Origin of the sequence: Caulobacter sp. ErkDOM-C, from assembly GCF_048541825.1 — a bacterium.
Taxonomy (GTDB): domain Bacteria; phylum Pseudomonadota; class Alphaproteobacteria; order Caulobacterales; family Caulobacteraceae; genus Caulobacter.
In genome coordinates, this window is sequence record NZ_CP183332.1 from 183,209 (window position 1) to 201,552 (window position 18,344).

Consider the following 18,344-nt stretch of genomic DNA (forward strand, 5'->3'; position numbering starts at 1 on the left):
TTTGACCAACCCCCGCTAGGCTGGTCGCATGTTCACCATCGCCACAGCAGCGATCATCGGCGCGGCGCTCGGACTTTTCGTCCGGCCCCGACTGCTGGGCGTGCTGGTGGCTGTGGTGCTGGCCGTCGCCATCGAGGGCGGCGTGCTGATGCTGATTGGCATGCTTGACGACCAGCCCAACCGCGAATTGCTGATCGCCCGCCTTGAGGCCGTGTTCGGCGAGGGCGTCACCGGTGCGGCCGGACCCGTCGCGGCGGCCTTTATCGGCGCCACGCTGTCGGCCCTCATGGGCAGCTTCTCGGACCCGGCCGTCTCGCCAGTCCTCCTGACCGCCGACCAGCTGCGTCGCAAGGCCGGCAAGAACGGGCGCTATTCGCGGCTCGAGGGCATGGTGGAAGAGCGGCAGATCCACGCCAAGGCCGAAAGCCGGATCGACTCAATCCTGGGCCTGTAGCCCGGCCGCCAATCCGGAAGAGACCGGCGCCGCCCTCCCGAACGGGCGCGCTGGTCGATTCTGAAAACCGCCGGGCTTCATTACAAATTGCTCATGCGAATCAAATACTGCTTGCGCAATCGCTTATCACTGATATCTTAGCAGTGCTTAGTTCAGCTTTGTCGCGTCGGTGGGGATACCGATGCTTGCGTTCCCAAAGCCTGAACGACCAGTACGCTTTTCGCCGATCATCGATTTTCACACAACTCCCCTGAACGTTGGAGGGCCCTTATGAAGCTCCGTACCCTTGCGGCTGTCGCCGCCCTGTCCGTTTCCATGTTTGCTGGCGCCGCCTTGGCCGATGGCCGCGTCGCCGCCGCTCTGGAAGCCCCGGTCGCCGCCAAGTCGAAGATCGTCGCCGGCGGCGCGGTGTTCGTCTGTGACGGCGCTGAGTGCGTCGCGACCTCGGCCCCCTCGCGCGCCATCACGGCCGCGTCCTGCAAGACCCTGGTCAAGGAAGTCGGCCGCGTTTCGGCCTTTGGCGGCGAGACCAAGTCGCTGGACGCCGAAGACCTGGCGCGCTGCAACGCCTCGGCCAAGGCCGCCTGAGCCACCTCTGTTTTAGTACCCGGACGCGTTGGGGCGATCGTCGCCCTGTCTGGCTGTTTCCTCGAGCATTTGCCTGATAGGGCGGCGGGCTTGTCCCGCCGCCCTTTTTCTTTTCGCCGATCCTGCGTAGTTGAACGTCCATGAGCACGACCCTCGCCGCCCAGCTGGAAGCCGCCCTGCGCGATATCGCCGGGGCTGAAACCCGTCCATCGTCCCTGACCGTCGACTACGGCCCGGACGGCCCCGAGGAAGAGCCTGGCGACGACCTGGCGGTGCGCGCCTGGGTGGAACGGTCGACCCGCAGCCTGGTGTTCGCGCAGGGCGAAGTGCGGCGCCGTAACGGAACCCTCGCCGCCGCCGCCTCGGCGGTGTTTCGCCGCGTCGGGGTCTGATCGCGCCGGTTTGGTTGCGACTGCGAAAAGCCCGTGTTATCAGGCGCGCGGCTTCAGACGAGCCGGCGCATCAGCACCGGCTCACCAAGTGCTTTTTCCAAGCGCGCTCAAGCCTTTAAGCCGGGACAAGGGTTAATCTTCTTGTCCGCGGCCATTGCAACGCACCGGGCGGATACCAAGTGGCGGACGAAACCAAGGCGACGGATGCGGGTCAGCGCTATGCGCAGTCCCTGTTCGAACTGACGATCGAAGGCAATCAACTGACCAAGGTCGAGGCCGACCTGAAGTCGTTGAAGGCGATGTATGCCGACAGCGCCGACCTGCGCCGCCTTGTCGCCTCGCCCGCATTCTCGTCTGAAGACAAGGCCAAGGGCCTGGCCGCCATCGCCAAGAAGGCGGGCTTCCAGCCCCTGACCAGCAAGTTCATCGGCCTGGTGGCCACCAATGGCCGCGCCGGCGACCTGATGGGCGCGATCACGGCCTTCGCCGAAATGTCGGCCAAGCATCGCGGCGTCGTCTCGGCCGAGGTCACCTCGGCCACTGAACTGACCGCCGCCCAGCTTAAGGGCGTGCAAGCCGCCCTGGCTTCGGCGCTGGGCAAGACCCCCGAACTTTCGACCCGCATCGACGCCGCCCTTCTGGGTGGCCTCAAGGTGCGCGTCGGCTCCCGCCTGTTCGATGCTTCGCTCCGTTCGAAGCTCGATTCCCTGAAATTCGCCCTCAAGCGCGCCTAAAGCCTTATAAGCGCGTCAAAAGACAAAAATCGCAGAGAGCCCAAGACAGCCATGGACATCCGCGCCGCCGAGATTTCGGCCATCCTCAAGTCGCAGATCGCCAATTTCGGCGAAGATGCCGCTGTTTCCGACGTCGGCCAGGTGCTGTCCGTCGGTGACGGCATCGCCCGTATCTATGGTCTGGACAACGTCCAGGCCGGCGAAATGGTCGAGTTCCCGAAGGCCGGCGTGAAGGGCATGGCCCTGAACCTCGAGCGCGACAACGTCGGTTGCGTGATCTTCGGTCAGGACCAGGCCATCAAGGAAGGCGACGAAGTCCGTCGCCTCGGCGAGATCGTCGACGTTCCGGTCGGCCGTGGCCTGCTGGGCCGCGTCGTCAACCCGCTGGGCGAGCCGATCGACGGCAAGGGCCCGATCGTTTCGACCGAGCGTCGCCGCGTCGACGTCAAGGCCCCGGGCATCATCCCCCGCAAGTCGGTGCACGAGCCCGTGCAGACCGGCCTGAAGTCGATCGACACCCTGATCCCCGTCGGCCGCGGCCAGCGCGAACTGATCATCGGTGACCGTCAGACCGGCAAGACCGCCGTCGCCATCGACACCATCCTGAACCAGAAGGCCGCCAACGCCGGCACCGACGAGAGCGCCAAGCTCTATTGCGTCTATGTCGCCATCGGCCAGAAGCGTTCGACCGTCGCCCAGATCGTCAAGACGCTCGAAGAGCACGGCGCCCTGGAATACACCATCGTCGTCGTCGCCTCGGCTTCCGAGCCGGCCCCGCTGCAGTACTTGGCCCCGTTCTCGGGTTGCGCCATGGGCGAGTGGTTCCGCGACAACGGCCTGCACGGCCTGATCATCTATGATGACCTTTCCAAGCAAGCCGTCGCCTACCGCCAGATGTCCCTGCTGCTGCGCCGCCCGCCGGGCCGCGAAGCCTATCCGGGCGACGTGTTCTACCTGCACTCCCGCTTGCTGGAACGCGCCGCCAAGCTGAACGAAGAAAACGGTTCGGGCTCACTGACGGCTCTGCCGATCATCGAAACCCAGGCCAACGACGTCTCGGCCTATATCCCGACCAACGTGATCTCGATCACCGACGGCCAGATCTTCCTGGAAACCGACCTGTTCTATCAGGGCATCCGCCCCGCCGTGAACGTCGGCATCTCGGTGTCGCGCGTCGGCTCGTCGGCTCAGATCAAGGCGATGAAGCAGGTCGCCGGCGCGATTAAGGGCGAACTGGCCCAGTATCGCGAAATGGCCGCCTTTGCGAAGTTCGGTTCGGACCTCGACGCCTCGACCCAGAAGATGCTGGCCCGCGGCGAGCGTCTGACCGAGCTGCTCAAGCAGCCGCAGTATTCGCCGCAGTCCGTCGAAGAGCAGGTCTGCGTGATCTATGCCGGCACGCGCGGCTATCTGGACGCCATTCCGACCTCGTCGGTTCGTCGTTTTGAGGCCGAGTTCCTGGCGCGGCTGCACAGCCAGCACAAGGATCTGCTGGACGGCATCCGCACCAAGAAGGCCCTCGACAAGGATCTGGAGAACACGCTGAAAAGCGCGCTCGACAGCTTCTCGTCGACCTTCGCCTAAGCCCCTCGGAACGCTCGGAGAGAGTCGCGCCGAATGGCCAGCTTGAAGGAAATGCGCAATCGGATCTCGAGCGTCAAAGCGACGCAAAAGATCACGAAAGCGATGCAGATGGTGGCGGCAGCCAAGCTGCGCCGGAGCCAGGACGCGGCTGAATCGGCCCGTCCCTACGCCCGGCGTCTGGCGGCCGTGATCGCCAACCTGGCGGCCGGCGTGTCGGGCGACGGGGCTCCGGCCCTGCTGACCGGCACCGGTCGCGATGATCGCCACCTGGTGATCGTCGCGGCGGCCGATCGCGGTCTGGCCGGTGGCTTTACCTCGTCGATCGTGCGGGCCGCGCGCCTGCACATCGACCGGCTGATCGCCCAGGGCAAGGACGTGAAGATCGTCTGCGTCGGCAAGAAGTCGACCGTGCAGCTGCGCCGGCTGTATGCCGATCGCATCGTCGAGAATTTCGATCTGTCGGCCTATCGCCAGTTCACCCTGTCGGTGGCCCAGCCGATCGCTGACGTCGTCACGCGCCTCTATGAGGCCGGCGATATCGACGTGGTCACGCTGTTCTACAGCCGTTTCAAGTCGGTGGTCATCCAGACCCCGACCGCGCTGCAGCTGATCCCGGCGGTTGTCGACGGCGCTGCCGCTGCTCCAGCGACAGGCGTCTCGGCCGTTTATGAGTATGAGCCCTCGGAAGAGGCCATCCTCGAGACCCTGCTGCCGCGCAACCTGACGGTCCAGATCCTGTCGGCCTTGCTCGACAACATGGCCGGCTTCTATGCCAGCCAGATGACGGCGATGGACAACGCCACGCGCAACGCCGGCGACATGATCAAGCGCTACACCCTCGAATATAACCGTTCCCGCCAGGCCCAGATCACCAAGGAGCTGATCGAGATCATCTCCGGCGCCGAAGCCGTCTGATCAAAAGCCTAACGTAAAAAACGCACGCACGAGCACGCACGAAAGACCCGCACGCCATGGCCAAGACCCCCGTTAAGGCTCCCGCCGCCGCCGCTGAAAAGCCGGCCGCCGTGAAGAAGCCCGCCGCCGCCGCGACCCCCGCTGTCGCCCCCAAGGCTCCGGCCGTCAAGAAGCCTGCCGCCCCCAAGGCCGCAGCGCCGAAGTCGACCCAGGCTGCTCCGGCCACCATCGGCGCCGCCACCGGCAAGCTGGTGCAGGTCATCGGCGCCGTCGTCGACGTCGAGTTCACCGGCGAACTGCCGGCGATCCTCAACGCCCTGGAAACGATCAACATCGCGACCGGCCAGCGCCTGGTGTTCGAAGTCGCCCAGCACCTGGGCCAGAACACTGTCCGCGCCATAGCCATGGACGCCACCGAAGGCCTCGTTCGCGGCCAGGCCGTGCGCGACACCGGCGAAGCCATCCGCGTTCCGGTCGGCCCCGGCACTCTGGGCCGCATCATGAACGTCATCGGCGAGCCGATTGACGAGCAGGGCCCGATCAAGTCGGACATCTTCCGCTCGATCCACCGCGAAGCGCCGTCGTTCGCCGAGCAAACCAACACCGCTGAAGTGCTGGTTACGGGCATCAAGGTCATCGACCTGATGTGCCCCTACACCAAGGGCGGCAAGATCGGCCTGTTTGGCGGCGCCGGCGTCGGCAAGACCGTGACCATGCAGGAACTGATCAACAACATCGCCAAGGCATACGGCGGTTATTCGGTTCTGGCCGGCGTGGGCGAACGCACCCGCGAAGGCAACGACCTCTATCACGAGATGATCGAGTCCAACGTCAATGTGGACCCGAAGATCAATGGCTCGACCGAAGGCAGCCGCTGCGCCCTCGTTTACGGCCAGATGAACGAACCCCCCGGCGCCCGCGCCCGTGTGGCCCTGACCGGCCTCTCCATCGCTGAATATTTCCGCGATGAAGAAGGCAAGGACGTGCTGCTGTTCGTCGACAACATCTTCCGCTTCACCCAGGCCGGCGCCGAAGTGTCGGCTCTGCTGGGCCGCATCCCCTCGGCCGTGGGCTATCAGCCCACCCTGGCCACCGAGATGGGTAACCTGCAGGAGCGCATCACCTCGACCAACAAGGGTTCGATCACCTCGGTCCAGGCCATCTACGTGCCCGCCGACGACCTGACCGACCCGGCGCCCGCCGCTTCGTTCGCCCACCTGGACGCCACCACCGTTCTGTCGCGCGACATCGCCGCCCAGGCCATCTTCCCCGCCGTCGATCCGCTGGACTCGACCTCGCGGATCATGGACCCGCTGGTCATCGGCGAAGAGCACTACAACGTGGCCCGTTCGGTCCAGGAAGTGCTTCAGCAGTACAAGTCGCTGAAGGACATCATCGCCATCCTGGGCATGGACGAGCTGTCGGAAGAGGACAAGCTGACGGTCGCCCGCGCCCGCAAGATCCAGCGCTTCCTCAGCCAGCCCTTCCACGTGGCCGAGCAGTTCACCAACACCCCCGGCGCCTTCGTGGCGCTGAAGGACACGATCCGCTCATTCAAGGGCATCGTCGACGGTGAATACGACCACCTGCCGGAAGCCGCCTTCTACATGGTCGGTACGATCGAAGAAGCCGTGGCCAAGGCTGAGAAGCTGGCGAGCGAAGCCTGATGACCGACGAACAGGACAACGACCTGGTTGGCTTCTGCTGCGAAGAGCTTGAGGACGCGGTCTCTTCGGACCCGGCCGACGCGCTTGTCCAGCATGACAGCGGCCTGATTCTGCTCAATCTCGGAGAGCGGGAAGAAGAGGGCGAGACCGGCGTCGTGCTGGCCACCATTCGCTTCTGCCCGTTCTGCGGCACAGAGATCCAGACCGACGAAGACGTCGAGGCGGCCCTCGGCGACGTGGAGATCGTGGAATAATGGCCAAGCTGCACTTCTCGCTCGTCGCCCCGGAACGCGAACTGTTCTCGGGCGAGGTCGATCTGGTCCAGGCCCCGGGAACCGAAGGCGACTTCGGCGTCTTGGCCGGCCACGCCCCGTTCATGACGACGCTGCGCGAAGGCCGCGTCACCGTGAAGGACGGCGCGAGCACCAAGCTGTTCGACATCCAGGGCGGTTTCGCCGACGTGGGGCCGGACGGCCTGACGATCCTGGCCGAGCACGCTGTCGAAGCGGCCTGATCGGCTCCAGACTGATTCGAAGAAACGCCTCCGTCCTGCCCAGGGCGGAGGCGTTTTCGCGTCTGGGGGGAACCTGCGCGACGTATCGACGCAGGAAATTACACTTGTGGCCCAATCTCCGTCGCAATCTGTCGCCATAAGGGTTGCGAGGGACCGTCTGTCGGCTTTAATGCCGATCTCTAGCCTGATGGGGATATCTCGATAATGCGCCTCGCGCTCGCCAGCCTGATCGCCCTCGGTGTGGTTTCGACCGCCGCCGTCGCCCAGGAGCAAACCGCTCCGGCTCCCGCCGCAGCGCCTGCTGCGGCTCCGGCCCAGACGCCGGAACCGGCTCCCGCTGCTCCGGCCGCGCCCGTCGATCCGGCCGCCGTTCCCGTTGTCCCGGCTCCGGCCGCCGGCACGGTTCCGGCCGACACCTATGTCGAACCGGTCCGTCCGCCGCCCACCACCGACCCCGTCTCGCTGCAGCTGCTCAGCGTGCTGGATCGTATCTGCAAGCCCGCCGTGGTCGGCGGCGACTTCCAGGCCCTGGTCAAGGCGGCCGGTCTTAAGAAGAAGAAGGAACAGTGGGTCCTGGATTTGGGCAAGCCCTTCCAGATCGTGCTCGACAACCCGGGTTCCAACAAGAACGTCTGCACCATCACCATCCAGTACGCCTTGGGTGACGTTCAGGCCCAGGCTCTGGCCAGCGCCCTGCATGACTGGGCCACCTGGGAAAACAGCCCGCAGTTGCGCCTGATCCGCAACGATCAGGTGGTCAGCAGCGACTTCCGTCGCTTCACGGTGTCCTGGGATGACAACTGGGCCGGCGGTCACGCCGGTCTGGTCTATATGCGCCTGAAGAAGACCGACGGTTCGCCCGTGGGCAAGACCTTCGAACAGGCTCAGGTCCTGTACAGCACCACCAGCCGCTAAGGCCGGAGCGGGAGGCTTGCCCTCCCGCCATGCTGTCTCATATCAACGGAAGGCGCGGGGACGGCTCCGCGCCTTTTGCTGTTTCCGGGGACGGCCCCGCTCAAAAAAGTGGAGCAGGTCATGGCCTGGATCATCCTTTTCATCGCGGGTCTGTTCGAGATCGGCTGGGCCGTAGGCCTGAAATTCACCGAGGGCTTCACCCGGCCCGTCCCCACGGTCCTGACGGCGATCAGCCTGGTGCTGTCGATGGGCCTGCTGGGCTGGGCGGTGAAGACCCTGCCCCTGGGCACGGCCTATGCTGTATGGACCGGCATCGGCGCGGTCGGCACGGCCATTGTCGGCATCTTGGTCTTCAAGGAGCCGGCCACGGCGGCGCGGCTGGTCTGCCTGGGCCTGATCGTGGCGGGAATCCTGGGGCTGAAGCTGTTCTCGCCGCCGGCCTGATTAGGCCGCCGCGCGCCCCTCGGCGATGATGAAGTCCAGGCAGCGCTCCGCGACGGCTTCCCAGCCCGGTTCGCCTGGCAGCCAGTGGCTCATCTGGGCGAACACCTCGACCGATCCGTTCAGCCGTGCGGCGGTCTGGCGGACGGTAGCCGTGGGATGGATGACATCCTTGCCGCCGGCGATGGCCAGGGTCGGCGCGCCCGAGGGCGTGGCGCTGGTGGTCATGAACGGATCCAGCCACCAGTTGAGGGTCTCCCACAGAGCGCGACCGCTTTCGGGCGTCATGCGGGCATACAGGGCCTTGCGATCGGCGCGCTCCATCCGGTCCAGGCTGTAGCGTTCCACGACGCTGTAGTCGGGATCGACGGCCTGTAGCCAGTAGGGGCCCAGGGCATAGAGGCTGACGGCCGAGACCGCTTCCTCCAGGCTGGCGCCCGGCACGCCCCAGGGCGGCGAGGGAGCCAGCAGGATCAGGCGCGAGACCTTGGCCCGCGCCGCCGCCATCTGGGCGACCAGGCCGCCCATCGAGTGGCCGATCAGGATCGGAGGCTCCTCGCAGGTGGCGCACAGTTCGGCGATCTGTTTGGCGTAGTCGGTCATCGAGCGGCCGGCGACCGAAACCTTGCCGTCATGTCCCAGAAGGTCGGGCGTCAGCACCGCGTGACCGGCGGCCTCGAAAGGCTGACGAAAGCTGTCGAATGTCCAGCCGCCGCAGAAGGCGCCGTGGACCATGATGACCGGTGCGGGCATGGGCGCCTTTCGAACGCCGTCGGCGAAGCAGCCGACGGCGCGAGCTTACACGCTCTATTTGGGCTTAGGCGAAGATTTGGCGGGCTTCGTTGTCGCAGCCGGCTTGGCAGCCGTCTTCGGCGCGACCTTCGCAGGTGCGGCCGCCTTTGCCGGCGGCGCCTTGGTCACAGCCGCCTTGGCCGGAGCCTTCGGCGCAGCGGCTTTCGCAGCTGTCACCTTGGCCGCCGGAGCGGGCTTAGGTGCGGCGACGGGCGCGGCCTTGGCCGGAGCTTTCGCCTTGGCGGCGGCCTTAACGGCCGGCTTGGCTTCGACGACCTTGGCGGCCGGGGCCGGCTTTGCCGTGGCCTTGACCGGGGTCGCCTTGGCGACGGCGGCGGCTTTCGGAGCCGCCTTCACGGGCGCCGCTTTGGGCGCCGCGGCTTTCGGTGCGACAGCAGGCTTGGCCGCCTTGGGGGCAGGCGTGGGCGCTGCGGCCTTCACCGGCGGGGCCTCGGCGACCGCTACGGGCTTGACCGCAGCCGGTGCGGCCTTGGCTGGCGCGACGGTCAGAGCCTTGGTCTTCAGCCAGCCGATCACATCGCCCAGGATGACGTCCGTGCCCGGCTCGTCGATCAGCCAGTGGGCGTTGTTGGGATATTCGACATAGTCGCCGCCGACGGCGGAATATTTCTGGCCCACCAGGCGCATGTCATCGACAGGCGTGGTGCGGTCCAGGGCGCCGGCCACCACCAGGATGGGAACCGTGATCTTGTCGACATCGACATGGGCGGTCTTGTTGGGATCCTTGTCCGGCCAGGCCAGATTGGCCAGCACGCGGCCCGAGTCGTAGACCATCCTGGCGTACAGGGTGTCATGCCGGCTGGCCGGCACGGCGTTCATCACGCACAGCTTGAAGCCGGTCTTCCACTGCTTGACCGTCCGGGTCTCGGGCTTGGACATCAGCACGGCGTTGAGGAAGGCGAACACCGGCGACAGCTTGGGCTTGCCCCGCGCATCGGCGGGAGAGGCGGGCGAGAACAGCACGGCGCCGGAGACCAGGCCGGCCTCGGCCAGCTTCTGGGCGATCAGGCCGCCCATCGAATGTCCGAACACGATCGGCGCTTCACCGTCCTGCTTGGCCAGGGCGGCGGCCAGGGCGCTCATGTCGGCGACATAGTCGGCCAGGCTGAGACCCGCCAGGCCCGCGCCCGGCGCGGCGACCTTGCGCTGGTCGGCGCGGATGGTGGGCGCCTCGACCCTGTAGCCCTCGGCGGTCAGGCGTTCGGCGGCGGGACCCCAGCAGCTGCCCGCGCAGCCATAGCCATGAATCATCAGGACGGTCTTGGCCATGCCGATCGCACTCCCTGTGGGAGCGATCAGTCGCTCGCCACGAATTTTCCGAAAGCAGCGACCACGTGTTCGTAGACCCCGCGCTTGAAGGGTACGATCAGTTCGGGGGTTTCGTCGAGCTTTCCCCACATCCAGGCGTCGAACTCGACCTCGCCATGGGCTTCGAGGTCGATTTCCGTCTCTTCACCGATGAACCGGAAGGCGAACCACACCTGTTTCTGGCCCGCCCAGCCGCGCGCGCGTTTGGAGCCGACCAGTTCGGGCGGGAAGTCATAGGCGATCCAGCCTTCGGTGCGCCCCAGCAGGGTCGCGGAAACCACGCCGGTTTCCTCGGCCAGCTCGCGTTTGGCGGCGTCGAGCAGGTCTTCGCCGTCGTCGACACCCCCCTGTGGGAACTGCCAGTTATGGGGCGGTGGTTGCTGGTTGCGACGGCCCAACCAGACGCGGCCGTCGGGATGGAACAGCACCACGCCCACATTGGGCCGGTGGTGGGCCAGAGGGTCCTGGCTCATCGACGGGTGAGCGCCGAGGCCGGGGCCAGTTGTATCCCCCGCGCCGACAGGCCGTTGGCCCAGGTCCGCACCTGGTTGATCGTCACCGGATAGGCGAAGCCCGAACCCATGGACTGGCCCCGGGCGCTGGCCCCGGTCTCCAGGGCGCGCAGCTGGGCGTCGATGGCGGAAGCCGACAGCTCATCATCGATCACCCGATCGGCGGAAGCGCGCGGGATCGATCCGCCGCGCCGCGCGGCCAGGCCGTCATCGACAAAGGCCAGGCCGCGGGCCTTGAGGGCCGTGTTGAAGGTGTTCATGGCCGCGTCGGAGTCGATGAACCGTGCGCCCAGATAGTTGCTGAGGCCGAAATAGCCGGTGGCGCGCGACATCAGCCATTCCAGCTTGCGCACGGTGTCTTCCGGCCGGTTGCCGGCGATCAGGGTATAGGGACCCGGATCATTGGCCGGATAGTCGGCCGGCTCCATCGGGGTTTCCAGCAGCACCTCGTGGCCGTTGGCGCGGGCCAGGTCGATCCAGCCCTGCAGGCCTTCGGCATAGGGCGCGAAGGACAGGGTGACTTCGGGCGGCAGGGTCTCGATGGCCGCGCGGGTGGTCTGCGGGTTCAGGCCCAGGCCGCCGATGACGACCGACACCTTGGGGCGGCCCGTGGCGGTGAACGGACGGGCATAGGCCTCTGCGGCGGAGCGGCCATTGGCGGCGATGATCGGCAGCGGCGCGCCGCCGGGACCTGGAACCGTCAGGCCCGCGATCGGGGCCTGGGGCAGGGCTCCGCCGGCGGCGTGCACCATGCCGGGGGCTTCTTCGCCGGGAGCCGTCTCGCCTGGGAACGAGATCGAGGCCTCGACCGGGCTGTCGACAATGGGCTTGGCCGAAAGGTCGAAGGTGTCGGGCTTGAAGGGGGCCTCGTGCTCGCCCTCGTCGGCGAGCGCCTCTTTCCAGCCTTCAGGGGCATTCTTGGTGGCCCCGATCTTGGTCAGCTCGACCCGGATGATCGGCGCGCCGGCCTTGGGATCGCCGGTGACCAGCACCAGGCCCGCCAGGGTGACCATGAACAGGCAGGCCGCGCCGCTGGCGGCGATATAGGGATTGGACACAGCCGCCATCAGGCGAGCGCGCAGGTCACCGCTCGCCTCGGGCGGGGGGGGCGAGGCGGCATAGGCGGGCTTGCGGGAGAACATGGCGGCCATGGACGGGACCCTAGCCGGCAAGCTTCAAATTTATGGTTAACAAAGCGCTGCGGCGAATTGGCCCCCATCGCGAAGATGGGGGCCGAAACGCGAGGCTATTTCTTCTCGACGACCGGCTTGCCCATGGCGGCGGCCTTGGCCGTGACCTCGGCGATCTTGGCGGCCGGCTTGGGCATTTTCGGCGTCGCGGCGACCGAGCCGGCCTGCAGCACGGCCAGGGCGCGTTGCAGCTGGAAGTCGCCCTTCTTGTCGTCGAAGGCGGTCGGCGGCGCTTCGGCCGGGATGTGGGCGCCCTGGCGGGTCTTGCCCTCGTCGGCATTGAGCGCGTTCTTGAAGCTGGCCTCGCTGAACCAGACGCGGTTGGCGATGTCCTGGGCCTGGTCGCGGGTCTGGGCGACCTCGAGGTCCGGCGCGATGCCGGTCTTCTGGATCGAGCGACCCGACGGCGTGAAATATTTGGCCGTGGTCAGCTTCAGGGCGCCGTCGGCGCCGCCCCGCAGCGGGATCACGGTCTGGACCGAACCCTTACCAAAGCTGGTCAGGCCTACCAGTTCGGCGCGCTTGCGGTCCTGCAGGGCGCCGGCGACGATTTCAGCGGCCGAGGCCGAGCCCTGGTTGATCAGCACCACCACGGGCAGGCCGTTCAGCAGGTCGCCGGGACGGGCGTTGTAACGCTGGATATTGCGGGGATCGCGGCCGCGCTGGCTGACCACCTCGCCGCCGTCCAGGAACACGTCGGCCACGCCCACGGCCTGGTCGAGCAGACCGCCGGGGTTGTTGCGCATGTCCAGGATAAGACCCTTCATCTTCGGGTTCTTGGCCTTCAGGTCATTGATCGACGACACCAGGGCGTCGGTGGCCTTCTCGTTGAAGCCGGGCAGGCGCACATAGCCATAGTCGCCTTCCATGCGGGCGATGGCGGCCTTGGGCTTGATCACTTCGCGGATCAGCTTGACGTCGAAGGGGTCGGTTTTTTCGCGGGCGATGGTCAGGTTGACCGCCTCGCCGGGCGCGCCGCGCATCTGCTTGACGGCTTCGCTGACCGTCAGGCCCAGAACGCTCTGGCCGTTGACGGCGGTGATGTAGTCGCCTGCCTGGATGCCGGCCCGCGAGGCGGGGGTGCCGTCCATCGGCGAGATGACCTTGACCACGCCCTCTTCGCTGGTGACCTCGATGCCCAGGCCGCCATATTCGCCGCGGGTGGTGTCCTGCATGTCCTCGAAGCTGTCGGGGGACAGGTAGCCCGAGTGCGGGTCAAGGCTGGTCAGCATGCCGTCGAGGGCCGCCTCGATCAGCTTCTTGTCGTCCACCTCGGCCACATACTGGTCTTCGACCGTGCCCAGCACGTCGCCAAACAGTTCCAGCAGCTTGTAGGTCTTGGTCTTGGGCGGGATGTTCGCCTGGGCGATGGGACTCAGATAGGCCATGGTCCCCGCGCCGAGGACAAAAGCCGAAACTCCGATGAGCAGGTACTTGCGCATTAGGCCTTGGAGGCTCCCTGTCGACGCGTGAAACGCCGCTGTTTTTATGACTCGTTCCCGACCATCCCAGCCGAGAACGTTCTATTTACGGCCATCATTACTGAAAAAGCCGTCTACGGCGACCCTTGCTTCAACCAGCGCTCCGGATCGACCGGAACGCCCTCCTCGCGGACCTCCAGATAGAGCTCCGGCTCGGAGGATACACGATCTGCCATCTTTCCGATCGGGGCGCCGGCCGCGACGGATTGTCCGCGAGCGACCGAGACCTGATCCAGGCCGGCCAGCACCAGAAGATAGGCGTCCTGGGCTCGCAAGATAAGCACCATGCCCCAGCCATTCAGCGCGCCGGCATACTCGACGGTTCCCGCCGCCGGACTGGTCACCGTCCGCCCTTTTTCCGTGCGGATCGACACCCCGGCCGCGCGGCCGCCGGCCGGCAGGGTGGAGCCAAAGCGGCTGGTGATGCCGCCCGGCGCGGGCGAGGCCAGGGTCAGGGGACCGGTGGGCGCGCGGGGCGTCAGGGCGTCAGTCAGGGCGCCCAGGGTGCGCAACTCGCTGGCCTCGACCAGGGCTTCCTGGGCGAAGGCGCGTTCCAGCCGGGTCTTCTCGATGATCAGCCGTTCGATCTCGCCCTTGCGGTCGGCGACCACGCTTTCGGCGGTGAACAGCTCGGCCGCCGCCGCCGCCGCCTCGCGGCGCAGGGTGCGCACCGCCACCGCCTGGCGTGAATAGGTATCGGCCCGGCGCTGCAGGTCCGGGGTCATGGCGCGGATCAGGATGGCGGCCCGCACCGCGTCGCGGGCGTCGCCGGGGCTGACCAGCAGGGCCGGCGGCGGATTGCGCCGGAACAGCTGCAGGGCCGACAGCAGCCTGGCCATGCGATGGCGGTCGCGGCCCAGATCGGCCAGCACCCGGGCTTCGCGGTAGTTCAGGGCTTCCAGCCGGGCGCGCTTGAGGTCGACGTTCTCGCCGGCCGAGACCCGGGCATTGTCCAGGCGCGAGAGTTCGCGGCGCAGGTCCTCGATTTCGCGGCGGGTGTCGATGGCCGTCTGGCGGTCGCGCATCCGCTGCTGGTCCTGACGCGCCAGGACCACGCCGCCCGCCGACAGGGCGATGACCAGCGCAAGGGCGGACAGGGCGACGGGCGAGGGACGGCGAAACATCTCTCGCTGTCTAAACCTAATCGCGGTGATAGGGCGAGCCCGCCAGGATGGTGACGGCGCGATAGATCTGCTCGGCCAGCATCGCCCGGGCCAGGGCGTGGGGCCAGGTCTGGGGCCCGAAGGCCAGGGTTTCATTGGCGTTGGCGAGGATCGCGGGATCCAGGCCATCGGCCCCGCCGATCAGGAACACGACCTTCCGCGTCCCATCGTCGCGCAGCCGGCCGATATGCTCGGCGAAGGCCCGGCTGGGCCGAACCTTGCCGTGCTCGTCACAGGCGATGACATAGGCGCCCTCAAGGTGCGGACGCAGCACCTCGGCCTCGGCGGCCTTGCCGGGCTTCCTGGCCTCGACCTCGATGATCTCGGCCGGACCCAGGGCCAGCACGCGGCCGGACGCCGTGGCGCGGGACATGTAGTCCAGAGCCATCTGCGCCTCGACCATGCGGCCGAGCTTGCCAACGGTGAGGATGGTGAGCTTCATGCGCCAACCCGCGTCACCGGCGATCAAAGGCCGATGACGCGATAAGGGCTAGTTCGCCGAGGTGGCGATGCGGTGCGGGGCGTCGATCGCCCAGATCTTCTCGATATTGTAGAAGGTGCGCACTTCGGGGCGGAACAGGTGCACGACCACGTCGCCGGCGTCGATCAGGACCCAGTCGCAATGCGGCAGGCCTTCGACCCGCGCCTTGCCGAACCCGTTTTCCTTCAGGGCGCGGATGATGTGATCGGCCAGGGCGCCGACGTGACGGTGCGAACGGCCAGACGCCACGATGAGGCTGTCAGCCACCGAGCTCTTGTCCGTCAGATCGATGTGGACGATGTCCTGGGCCTTGTCGTCGTCGAGGCGCGACAGGATCAGGGTCTCCAGAGCCTTGATGCTCTGGTCCAGACTGAGGTCTGGCTTGTGGGTCGAGGACTCGGCGGTCGCCGTGTCATCGTGCGCAATTTGCGCGGGGTCGCTACGCAGCGGAAGTACTCCTTATGGGGTCGCGCGGGTTCTCCTCATAGCATGGATGAGTCGAAAAGGTGAGGGGTTGCGTGCGTTTGGCCAAGCGCGGTCCGTTCACGTCCGGTTACGGCGCTTTGTTCAGCCGTTCGCGCATGGCCGTGGACGAGGCGAAATTGAGCGGGCCGGTCAGATAAACCCAGGCCGGGGCGGCCTGATCGGGCAGGGTGGTGGCGGCGCTGGCGGGCTTGCGGGCATGGGCAAAACGCCGCGCGGCGGGCGATGTACGCGACTTCAGGCCCGCCCAAGGCCGCGAGATCACCGCCACCGGCACCTCGCGCATGATCTGGGTCCAGCCTCGCCAGCGATGGAAGGTGGCCAGGCTGTCGGCGCCCATCACCCAGACGAACTTCACGCCCGGGTAGCGGGCCCGCAGCACCCGCAGGGTGTCGATCGTGTATTGCGAGCCCAGCCGCGTCTCGGCGTCGGAGACGATCATCGAGCTTCCCCGCGCCCACTGCCGGGCGGCGGCCATGCGCTGGGCCAGTGGCCGCGTCTCGGCCGAGGATTTCAACGGATTTTGCGGCGAGACCAGCCAGATCACCTTGTCGAGATTCAGGCGATGCAGGGCCGTCTCCGCGACGTGGGCGTGACCCTCGTGCGCCGGATTGAAGCTGCCGCCGAACAGCCCGACGCGCATGCCCGGCTCCAGATGGAATCCGAGACGCTGCGCGCTTGGCCGGCCGGCCTCAGGGACGAGTCTGGCCGGTCCCGCGAACCACATATTTGAATGTCGTCAATTGCTCGGCCCCAACCGGACCGCGGGCATGAAGTTTGTCTGTGGCGATACCGATCTCGGCTCCAAAGCCGAATTCTCCGCCGTCGGCGAACTGGGTGGAGGCGTTGATCAGCACGATGGCGCTGTCGACCTCGGCCGCGAAGGCCTCAGCGGCGGCGGGATCCTCGGTGACGATGGCGTCGGTGTGGCCAGAGCCATAGCGGGCGATGTGCTCAGCCGCGCCGGCCACCCCGTCGACAATGGCCACCGACAGGATCGGGGCCAGATATTCGGTGGTCCAGTCGGCGTCCTTGGCCTTCTTCATCGTCGGCTCGATGGCGAGGGCGGCCGCGTCGCCGCGCAGCTCGCAGCCGGCCTTGATCAGGGCGTCGGCCAGCAGGGGCAGCAGGCGCTCGGCGATGGCCCGGTCGACCAGCAGGGTCTCGGCCGAACCGCAGACAGACACCCGCCGCATCTTGGCGTTGACGGCGATGTCGATGGCCTTGCGCGGATCGGCGCCGGCATGGACGAAGACGTGGTTGAGGCCTTCCAGATGGCCCAGCACCGGGGCGCGGGCCTCGGCCTGGACGCGGGCCACCAGGCTCTTGCCGCCGCGCGGGATGATCAGGTCGATGGTTCGGTTCAGACCCGTCAGCATGTGGCCGACGGCGGCGCGATCGGCCGTGCCCACCGCCTGGACGGCGCTGGCGGGCAGGCCGGCGCTCTTCAGGCCCCGCACGATGGCGGCGTGGATGGCCAGGCTCGAGGCCAGGCATTCCGACCCACCGCGCAGGATCACGGCGTTGCCGGAGCGCACGCAAAGCGCCGCCGCGTCAGCGGTGACGTTGGGCCGGCTCTCATAGATCATGGCGATCACGCCGATCGGCGTGCGCACCCGGGAAATGTCCAGCCCGTTGGGCCGGGTCCAGCGCGAGGTCGCGACGCCCAGCGGATCGGCGATGGCGGCCACGGTCTGGACGCCCTGGGCCATGGCGTCCAGACGGTCGTCGTCGAGCAGCAGGCGATCCAGCATCGGGCCGGGCACGCCATTGGCCTTGGCCTGTTCGATGTCCTTGGCGTTGGCGGTCAGGATGCGGGCGGCGTCCTCGCGGATCGCCTTGGCCATGGCCTGGAGGGCGGCGGTGCGCTGCTGCGCCGAAGCGAGACGCAGGGCGCGCGCGCCCGCACGGGCGGCCTCGCCCATCGCCATCATCTTGGCCTGCAAGCTGACGCCCGCGTCGTCCATAAGTCCGATCCGATCCGGATATGCTCAGGTTGAGCCTTACCTAGGCGCTTTCGCCGCGAGGGGGAACCGCGATTGTCTGAAGGCGGACGCAGGTTCGTTGCGCCTGGCGCGCGACAAGGCCAACCCGGGACACGGTTTCGCCGCTTCACGCGGTCGACCCGCTGAAGGTTGGGGAGGCGGCGGAGCGTCCGGGCCAGGCCCGGATGAGTGTGGAGTGGAGTACCGTTTCGGCCGTGGCCGGAGCGCTCCGCGCGGTTGTTATCCCTCTGGCCGGGGCGCGCGGGTCTAGTTCAACCCTATGCCCCACCCGGGCTTTGCCCTCCTCGCGACGGACCCCAGCCCTGAGCTGAAGCCACGCCGATTCCGGAGGAACCCGGAGCGGACCTTCGGACGGGCGGAGGCTTTGGCCTTCCCCCGATGGACAGGTTTACGTCCCCTGTCCTCTGAACCCGTTCAACCGCCCCCTCCACCCGTCAGGTCGCCAGCTGGACGGCCTCCCCAGTGGCGGGGCGAGGAGAAGTATGCGGGCGTTTTGTAGGGGGCTGCGTCGATTCTGGATCGTCACGGTGGGTGGGAGAGGTAGGGCGTTGAATGTGTTGGGGGCGGGGCAGGGCTATCCCCGTGCGAGTAAGGGGATGGAGGCCGGGCGCAAGGCCTGCCCCCTTCCCCCTCTGATGGGGGAAGGGTTGGGGATGGGGGTGGCAGCGGTTCAGGATGGGGCGCGGCCGGTGTGAAATCGTCC

General features: G+C 67.1%; 21 protein-coding genes. 11 read left to right on the forward strand and 10 right to left on the reverse strand.

The window, feature by feature from the left end:
* Positions 1–28 precede the first annotated feature (28 nt).
* From ACN2C8_RS00830 to sugE, 11 genes are all read left to right on the forward strand, one after another.
* Positions 29–454, forward strand: a complete 426-nt coding sequence (locus tag ACN2C8_RS00830; RefSeq protein ID WP_419253898.1) for a hypothetical protein — start codon at positions 29–31, stop codon at positions 452–454.
* A 270-nt stretch (positions 455–724) separates the two neighbouring features.
* On the forward strand, positions 725–1,042 hold the full coding sequence (locus ACN2C8_RS00835; protein WP_419253900.1) for a CC_3452 family protein: 318 nt from the start codon (positions 725–727) through the stop codon (positions 1,040–1,042).
* A gap of 140 nt (positions 1,043–1,182) precedes the next feature.
* Entirely contained in the window at positions 1,183–1,434 is a 252-nt protein-coding gene (locus ACN2C8_RS00840) for a hypothetical protein (protein ID WP_419253902.1), read from the forward strand.
* Between the two features lie 179 nt (positions 1,435–1,613).
* A complete protein-coding gene (locus ACN2C8_RS00845) occupies positions 1,614–2,168 on the forward strand; it encodes a F0F1 ATP synthase subunit delta (protein ID WP_419253904.1) in 555 nt (184 codons plus the stop codon).
* Positions 2,169–2,219: 51 nt separating this feature from the next.
* A complete protein-coding gene (atpA, locus tag ACN2C8_RS00850) occupies positions 2,220–3,752 on the forward strand; it encodes a F0F1 ATP synthase subunit alpha (RefSeq protein WP_419253906.1) in 1,533 nt (510 codons plus the stop codon).
* 33 nt (positions 3,753–3,785) lie between these two features.
* Positions 3,786–4,667: a F0F1 ATP synthase subunit gamma gene (locus tag ACN2C8_RS00855; protein ID WP_419253908.1), complete on the forward strand. Its 882-nt coding sequence runs from the start codon at positions 3,786–3,788 to the stop codon at positions 4,665–4,667.
* A 56-nt stretch (positions 4,668–4,723) separates the two neighbouring features.
* Positions 4,724–6,334: a F0F1 ATP synthase subunit beta gene (atpD, locus tag ACN2C8_RS00860; protein ID WP_419253910.1), complete on the forward strand. Its 1,611-nt coding sequence runs from the start codon at positions 4,724–4,726 to the stop codon at positions 6,332–6,334.
* Positions 6,334–6,588, forward strand: coding sequence for a hypothetical protein (locus ACN2C8_RS00865; RefSeq protein WP_419253912.1), 255 nt, complete (start codon positions 6,334–6,336; stop codon positions 6,586–6,588). The genes atpD and ACN2C8_RS00865 overlap by 1 nt, the downstream gene beginning before the upstream one ends.
* Positions 6,588–6,848, forward strand: coding sequence for an ATP synthase F1 subunit epsilon (locus tag ACN2C8_RS00870; RefSeq protein WP_419253914.1), 261 nt, complete (start codon positions 6,588–6,590; stop codon positions 6,846–6,848). The genes ACN2C8_RS00865 and ACN2C8_RS00870 overlap by 1 nt, the downstream gene beginning before the upstream one ends.
* A gap of 204 nt (positions 6,849–7,052) precedes the next feature.
* Positions 7,053–7,763 (forward strand): hypothetical protein, encoded by a 711-nt coding sequence (locus ACN2C8_RS00875; RefSeq protein WP_419253916.1) that lies wholly within the window; start codon positions 7,053–7,055, stop codon positions 7,761–7,763.
* A 120-nt stretch (positions 7,764–7,883) separates the two neighbouring features.
* A complete protein-coding gene (sugE, locus tag ACN2C8_RS00880; protein ID WP_419253918.1) occupies positions 7,884–8,207 on the forward strand; it encodes a quaternary ammonium compound efflux SMR transporter SugE in 324 nt (107 codons plus the stop codon).
* On the opposite strand, the gene ACN2C8_RS00885 is transcribed toward sugE, so the two are convergent.
* The 10 genes from ACN2C8_RS00885 to ACN2C8_RS00930 all read right to left on the reverse strand — a co-directional run bounded on the left by ACN2C8_RS00885 (position 8,208) and on the right by ACN2C8_RS00930 (position 17,602).
* Entirely contained in the window at positions 8,208–8,957 is a 750-nt protein-coding gene (locus ACN2C8_RS00885; RefSeq protein ID WP_419253920.1) for an alpha/beta fold hydrolase, read from the reverse strand.
* Positions 8,958–9,011: 54 nt separating this feature from the next.
* The gene (locus tag ACN2C8_RS00890) at positions 9,012–10,286 is read right to left on the reverse strand and encodes an alpha/beta hydrolase (protein WP_419253922.1); all 1,275 of its coding nucleotides are present in this window, start codon (positions 10,284–10,286) and stop codon (positions 9,012–9,014) included.
* Between the two features lie 26 nt (positions 10,287–10,312).
* Entirely contained in the window at positions 10,313–10,798 is a 486-nt protein-coding gene (locus tag ACN2C8_RS00895; protein WP_419253924.1) for an RNA pyrophosphohydrolase, read from the reverse strand.
* Positions 10,795–11,988, reverse strand: coding sequence for a divergent polysaccharide deacetylase family protein (locus ACN2C8_RS00900; protein WP_419253926.1), 1,194 nt, complete (start codon positions 11,986–11,988; stop codon positions 10,795–10,797). The genes ACN2C8_RS00895 and ACN2C8_RS00900 overlap by 4 nt, the downstream gene beginning before the upstream one ends.
* A 95-nt stretch (positions 11,989–12,083) precedes the next feature.
* Positions 12,084–13,469 carry a S41 family peptidase gene (locus ACN2C8_RS00905; protein ID WP_419253928.1) on the reverse strand — a complete coding sequence of 462 codons (1,386 nt, stop codon included), beginning with the start codon at positions 13,467–13,469 and terminating at the stop codon, positions 12,084–12,086.
* A gap of 113 nt (positions 13,470–13,582) precedes the next feature.
* Complete coding sequence (locus ACN2C8_RS00910; RefSeq protein ID WP_419253930.1) at positions 13,583–14,632, reverse strand: murein hydrolase activator EnvC family protein; 1,050 nt, start codon at positions 14,630–14,632, stop codon at positions 13,583–13,585.
* 16 nt (positions 14,633–14,648) lie between these two features.
* Positions 14,649–15,113, reverse strand: a complete 465-nt coding sequence (gene rlmH / locus ACN2C8_RS00915) for a 23S rRNA (pseudouridine(1915)-N(3))-methyltransferase RlmH (RefSeq protein WP_419253932.1) — start codon at positions 15,111–15,113, stop codon at positions 14,649–14,651.
* Between the two features lie 48 nt (positions 15,114–15,161).
* Positions 15,162–15,599: a ribosome silencing factor gene (gene rsfS / locus ACN2C8_RS00920; RefSeq protein WP_419255768.1), complete on the reverse strand. Its 438-nt coding sequence runs from the start codon at positions 15,597–15,599 to the stop codon at positions 15,162–15,164.
* Positions 15,600–15,705: 106 nt separating this feature from the next.
* Positions 15,706–16,362, reverse strand: a complete 657-nt coding sequence (locus ACN2C8_RS00925; protein ID WP_419253934.1) for a nicotinate-nucleotide adenylyltransferase — start codon at positions 16,360–16,362, stop codon at positions 15,706–15,708.
* Complete coding sequence (locus tag ACN2C8_RS00930) at positions 16,328–17,602, reverse strand: glutamate-5-semialdehyde dehydrogenase (RefSeq protein ID WP_419253936.1); 1,275 nt, start codon at positions 17,600–17,602, stop codon at positions 16,328–16,330. Before ACN2C8_RS00930 ends, ACN2C8_RS00925 begins: the two co-directional genes overlap by 35 nt.
* Between the last annotated feature and the right edge of the window lie 742 nt (positions 17,603–18,344).

Coding starts and splice junctions, on each gene's coding strand:
- ACN2C8_RS00890 (WP_419253922.1), bottom strand. CDS start 10,286: ATGGCCAAGACCGTCCTGATGATTCATGGCTATGGCTGCGCGGGCAGC.
- sugE (WP_419253918.1), top strand. CDS start 7,884: ATGGCCTGGATCATCCTTTTCATCGCGGGTCTGTTCGAGATCGGCTGG.
- ACN2C8_RS00905 (WP_419253928.1), bottom strand. CDS start 13,469: ATGCGCAAGTACCTGCTCATCGGAGTTTCGGCTTTTGTCCTCGGCGCG.
- ACN2C8_RS00835 (WP_419253900.1), top strand. CDS start 725: ATGAAGCTCCGTACCCTTGCGGCTGTCGCCGCCCTGTCCGTTTCCATG.
- atpA (WP_419253906.1), top strand. CDS start 2,220: ATGGACATCCGCGCCGCCGAGATTTCGGCCATCCTCAAGTCGCAGATC.
- atpD (WP_419253910.1), top strand. CDS start 4,724: ATGGCCAAGACCCCCGTTAAGGCTCCCGCCGCCGCCGCTGAAAAGCCG.
- ACN2C8_RS00865 (WP_419253912.1), top strand. CDS start 6,334: ATGACCGACGAACAGGACAACGACCTGGTTGGCTTCTGCTGCGAAGAG.
- ACN2C8_RS00910 (WP_419253930.1), bottom strand. CDS start 14,632: ATGTTTCGCCGTCCCTCGCCCGTCGCCCTGTCCGCCCTTGCGCTGGTC.
- ACN2C8_RS00895 (WP_419253924.1), bottom strand. CDS start 10,798: ATGAGCCAGGACCCTCTGGCCCACCACCGGCCCAATGTGGGCGTGGTG.
- ACN2C8_RS00885 (WP_419253920.1), bottom strand. CDS start 8,957: ATGCCCGCACCGGTCATCATGGTCCACGGCGCCTTCTGCGGCGGCTGG.
- ACN2C8_RS00900 (WP_419253926.1), bottom strand. CDS start 11,988: ATGGCCGCCATGTTCTCCCGCAAGCCCGCCTATGCCGCCTCGCCCCCC.
- ACN2C8_RS00930 (WP_419253936.1), bottom strand. CDS start 17,602: ATGGACGACGCGGGCGTCAGCTTGCAGGCCAAGATGATGGCGATGGGC.
- rlmH (WP_419253932.1), bottom strand. CDS start 15,113: ATGAAGCTCACCATCCTCACCGTTGGCAAGCTCGGCCGCATGGTCGAG.
- ACN2C8_RS00875 (WP_419253916.1), top strand. CDS start 7,053: ATGCGCCTCGCGCTCGCCAGCCTGATCGCCCTCGGTGTGGTTTCGACC.
- ACN2C8_RS00840 (WP_419253902.1), top strand. CDS start 1,183: ATGAGCACGACCCTCGCCGCCCAGCTGGAAGCCGCCCTGCGCGATATC.
- ACN2C8_RS00870 (WP_419253914.1), top strand. CDS start 6,588: ATGGCCAAGCTGCACTTCTCGCTCGTCGCCCCGGAACGCGAACTGTTC.
- ACN2C8_RS00925 (WP_419253934.1), bottom strand. CDS start 16,362: ATGTGGTTCGCGGGACCGGCCAGACTCGTCCCTGAGGCCGGCCGGCCA.
- ACN2C8_RS00830 (WP_419253898.1), top strand. CDS start 29: ATGTTCACCATCGCCACAGCAGCGATCATCGGCGCGGCGCTCGGACTT.
- ACN2C8_RS00855 (WP_419253908.1), top strand. CDS start 3,786: ATGGCCAGCTTGAAGGAAATGCGCAATCGGATCTCGAGCGTCAAAGCG.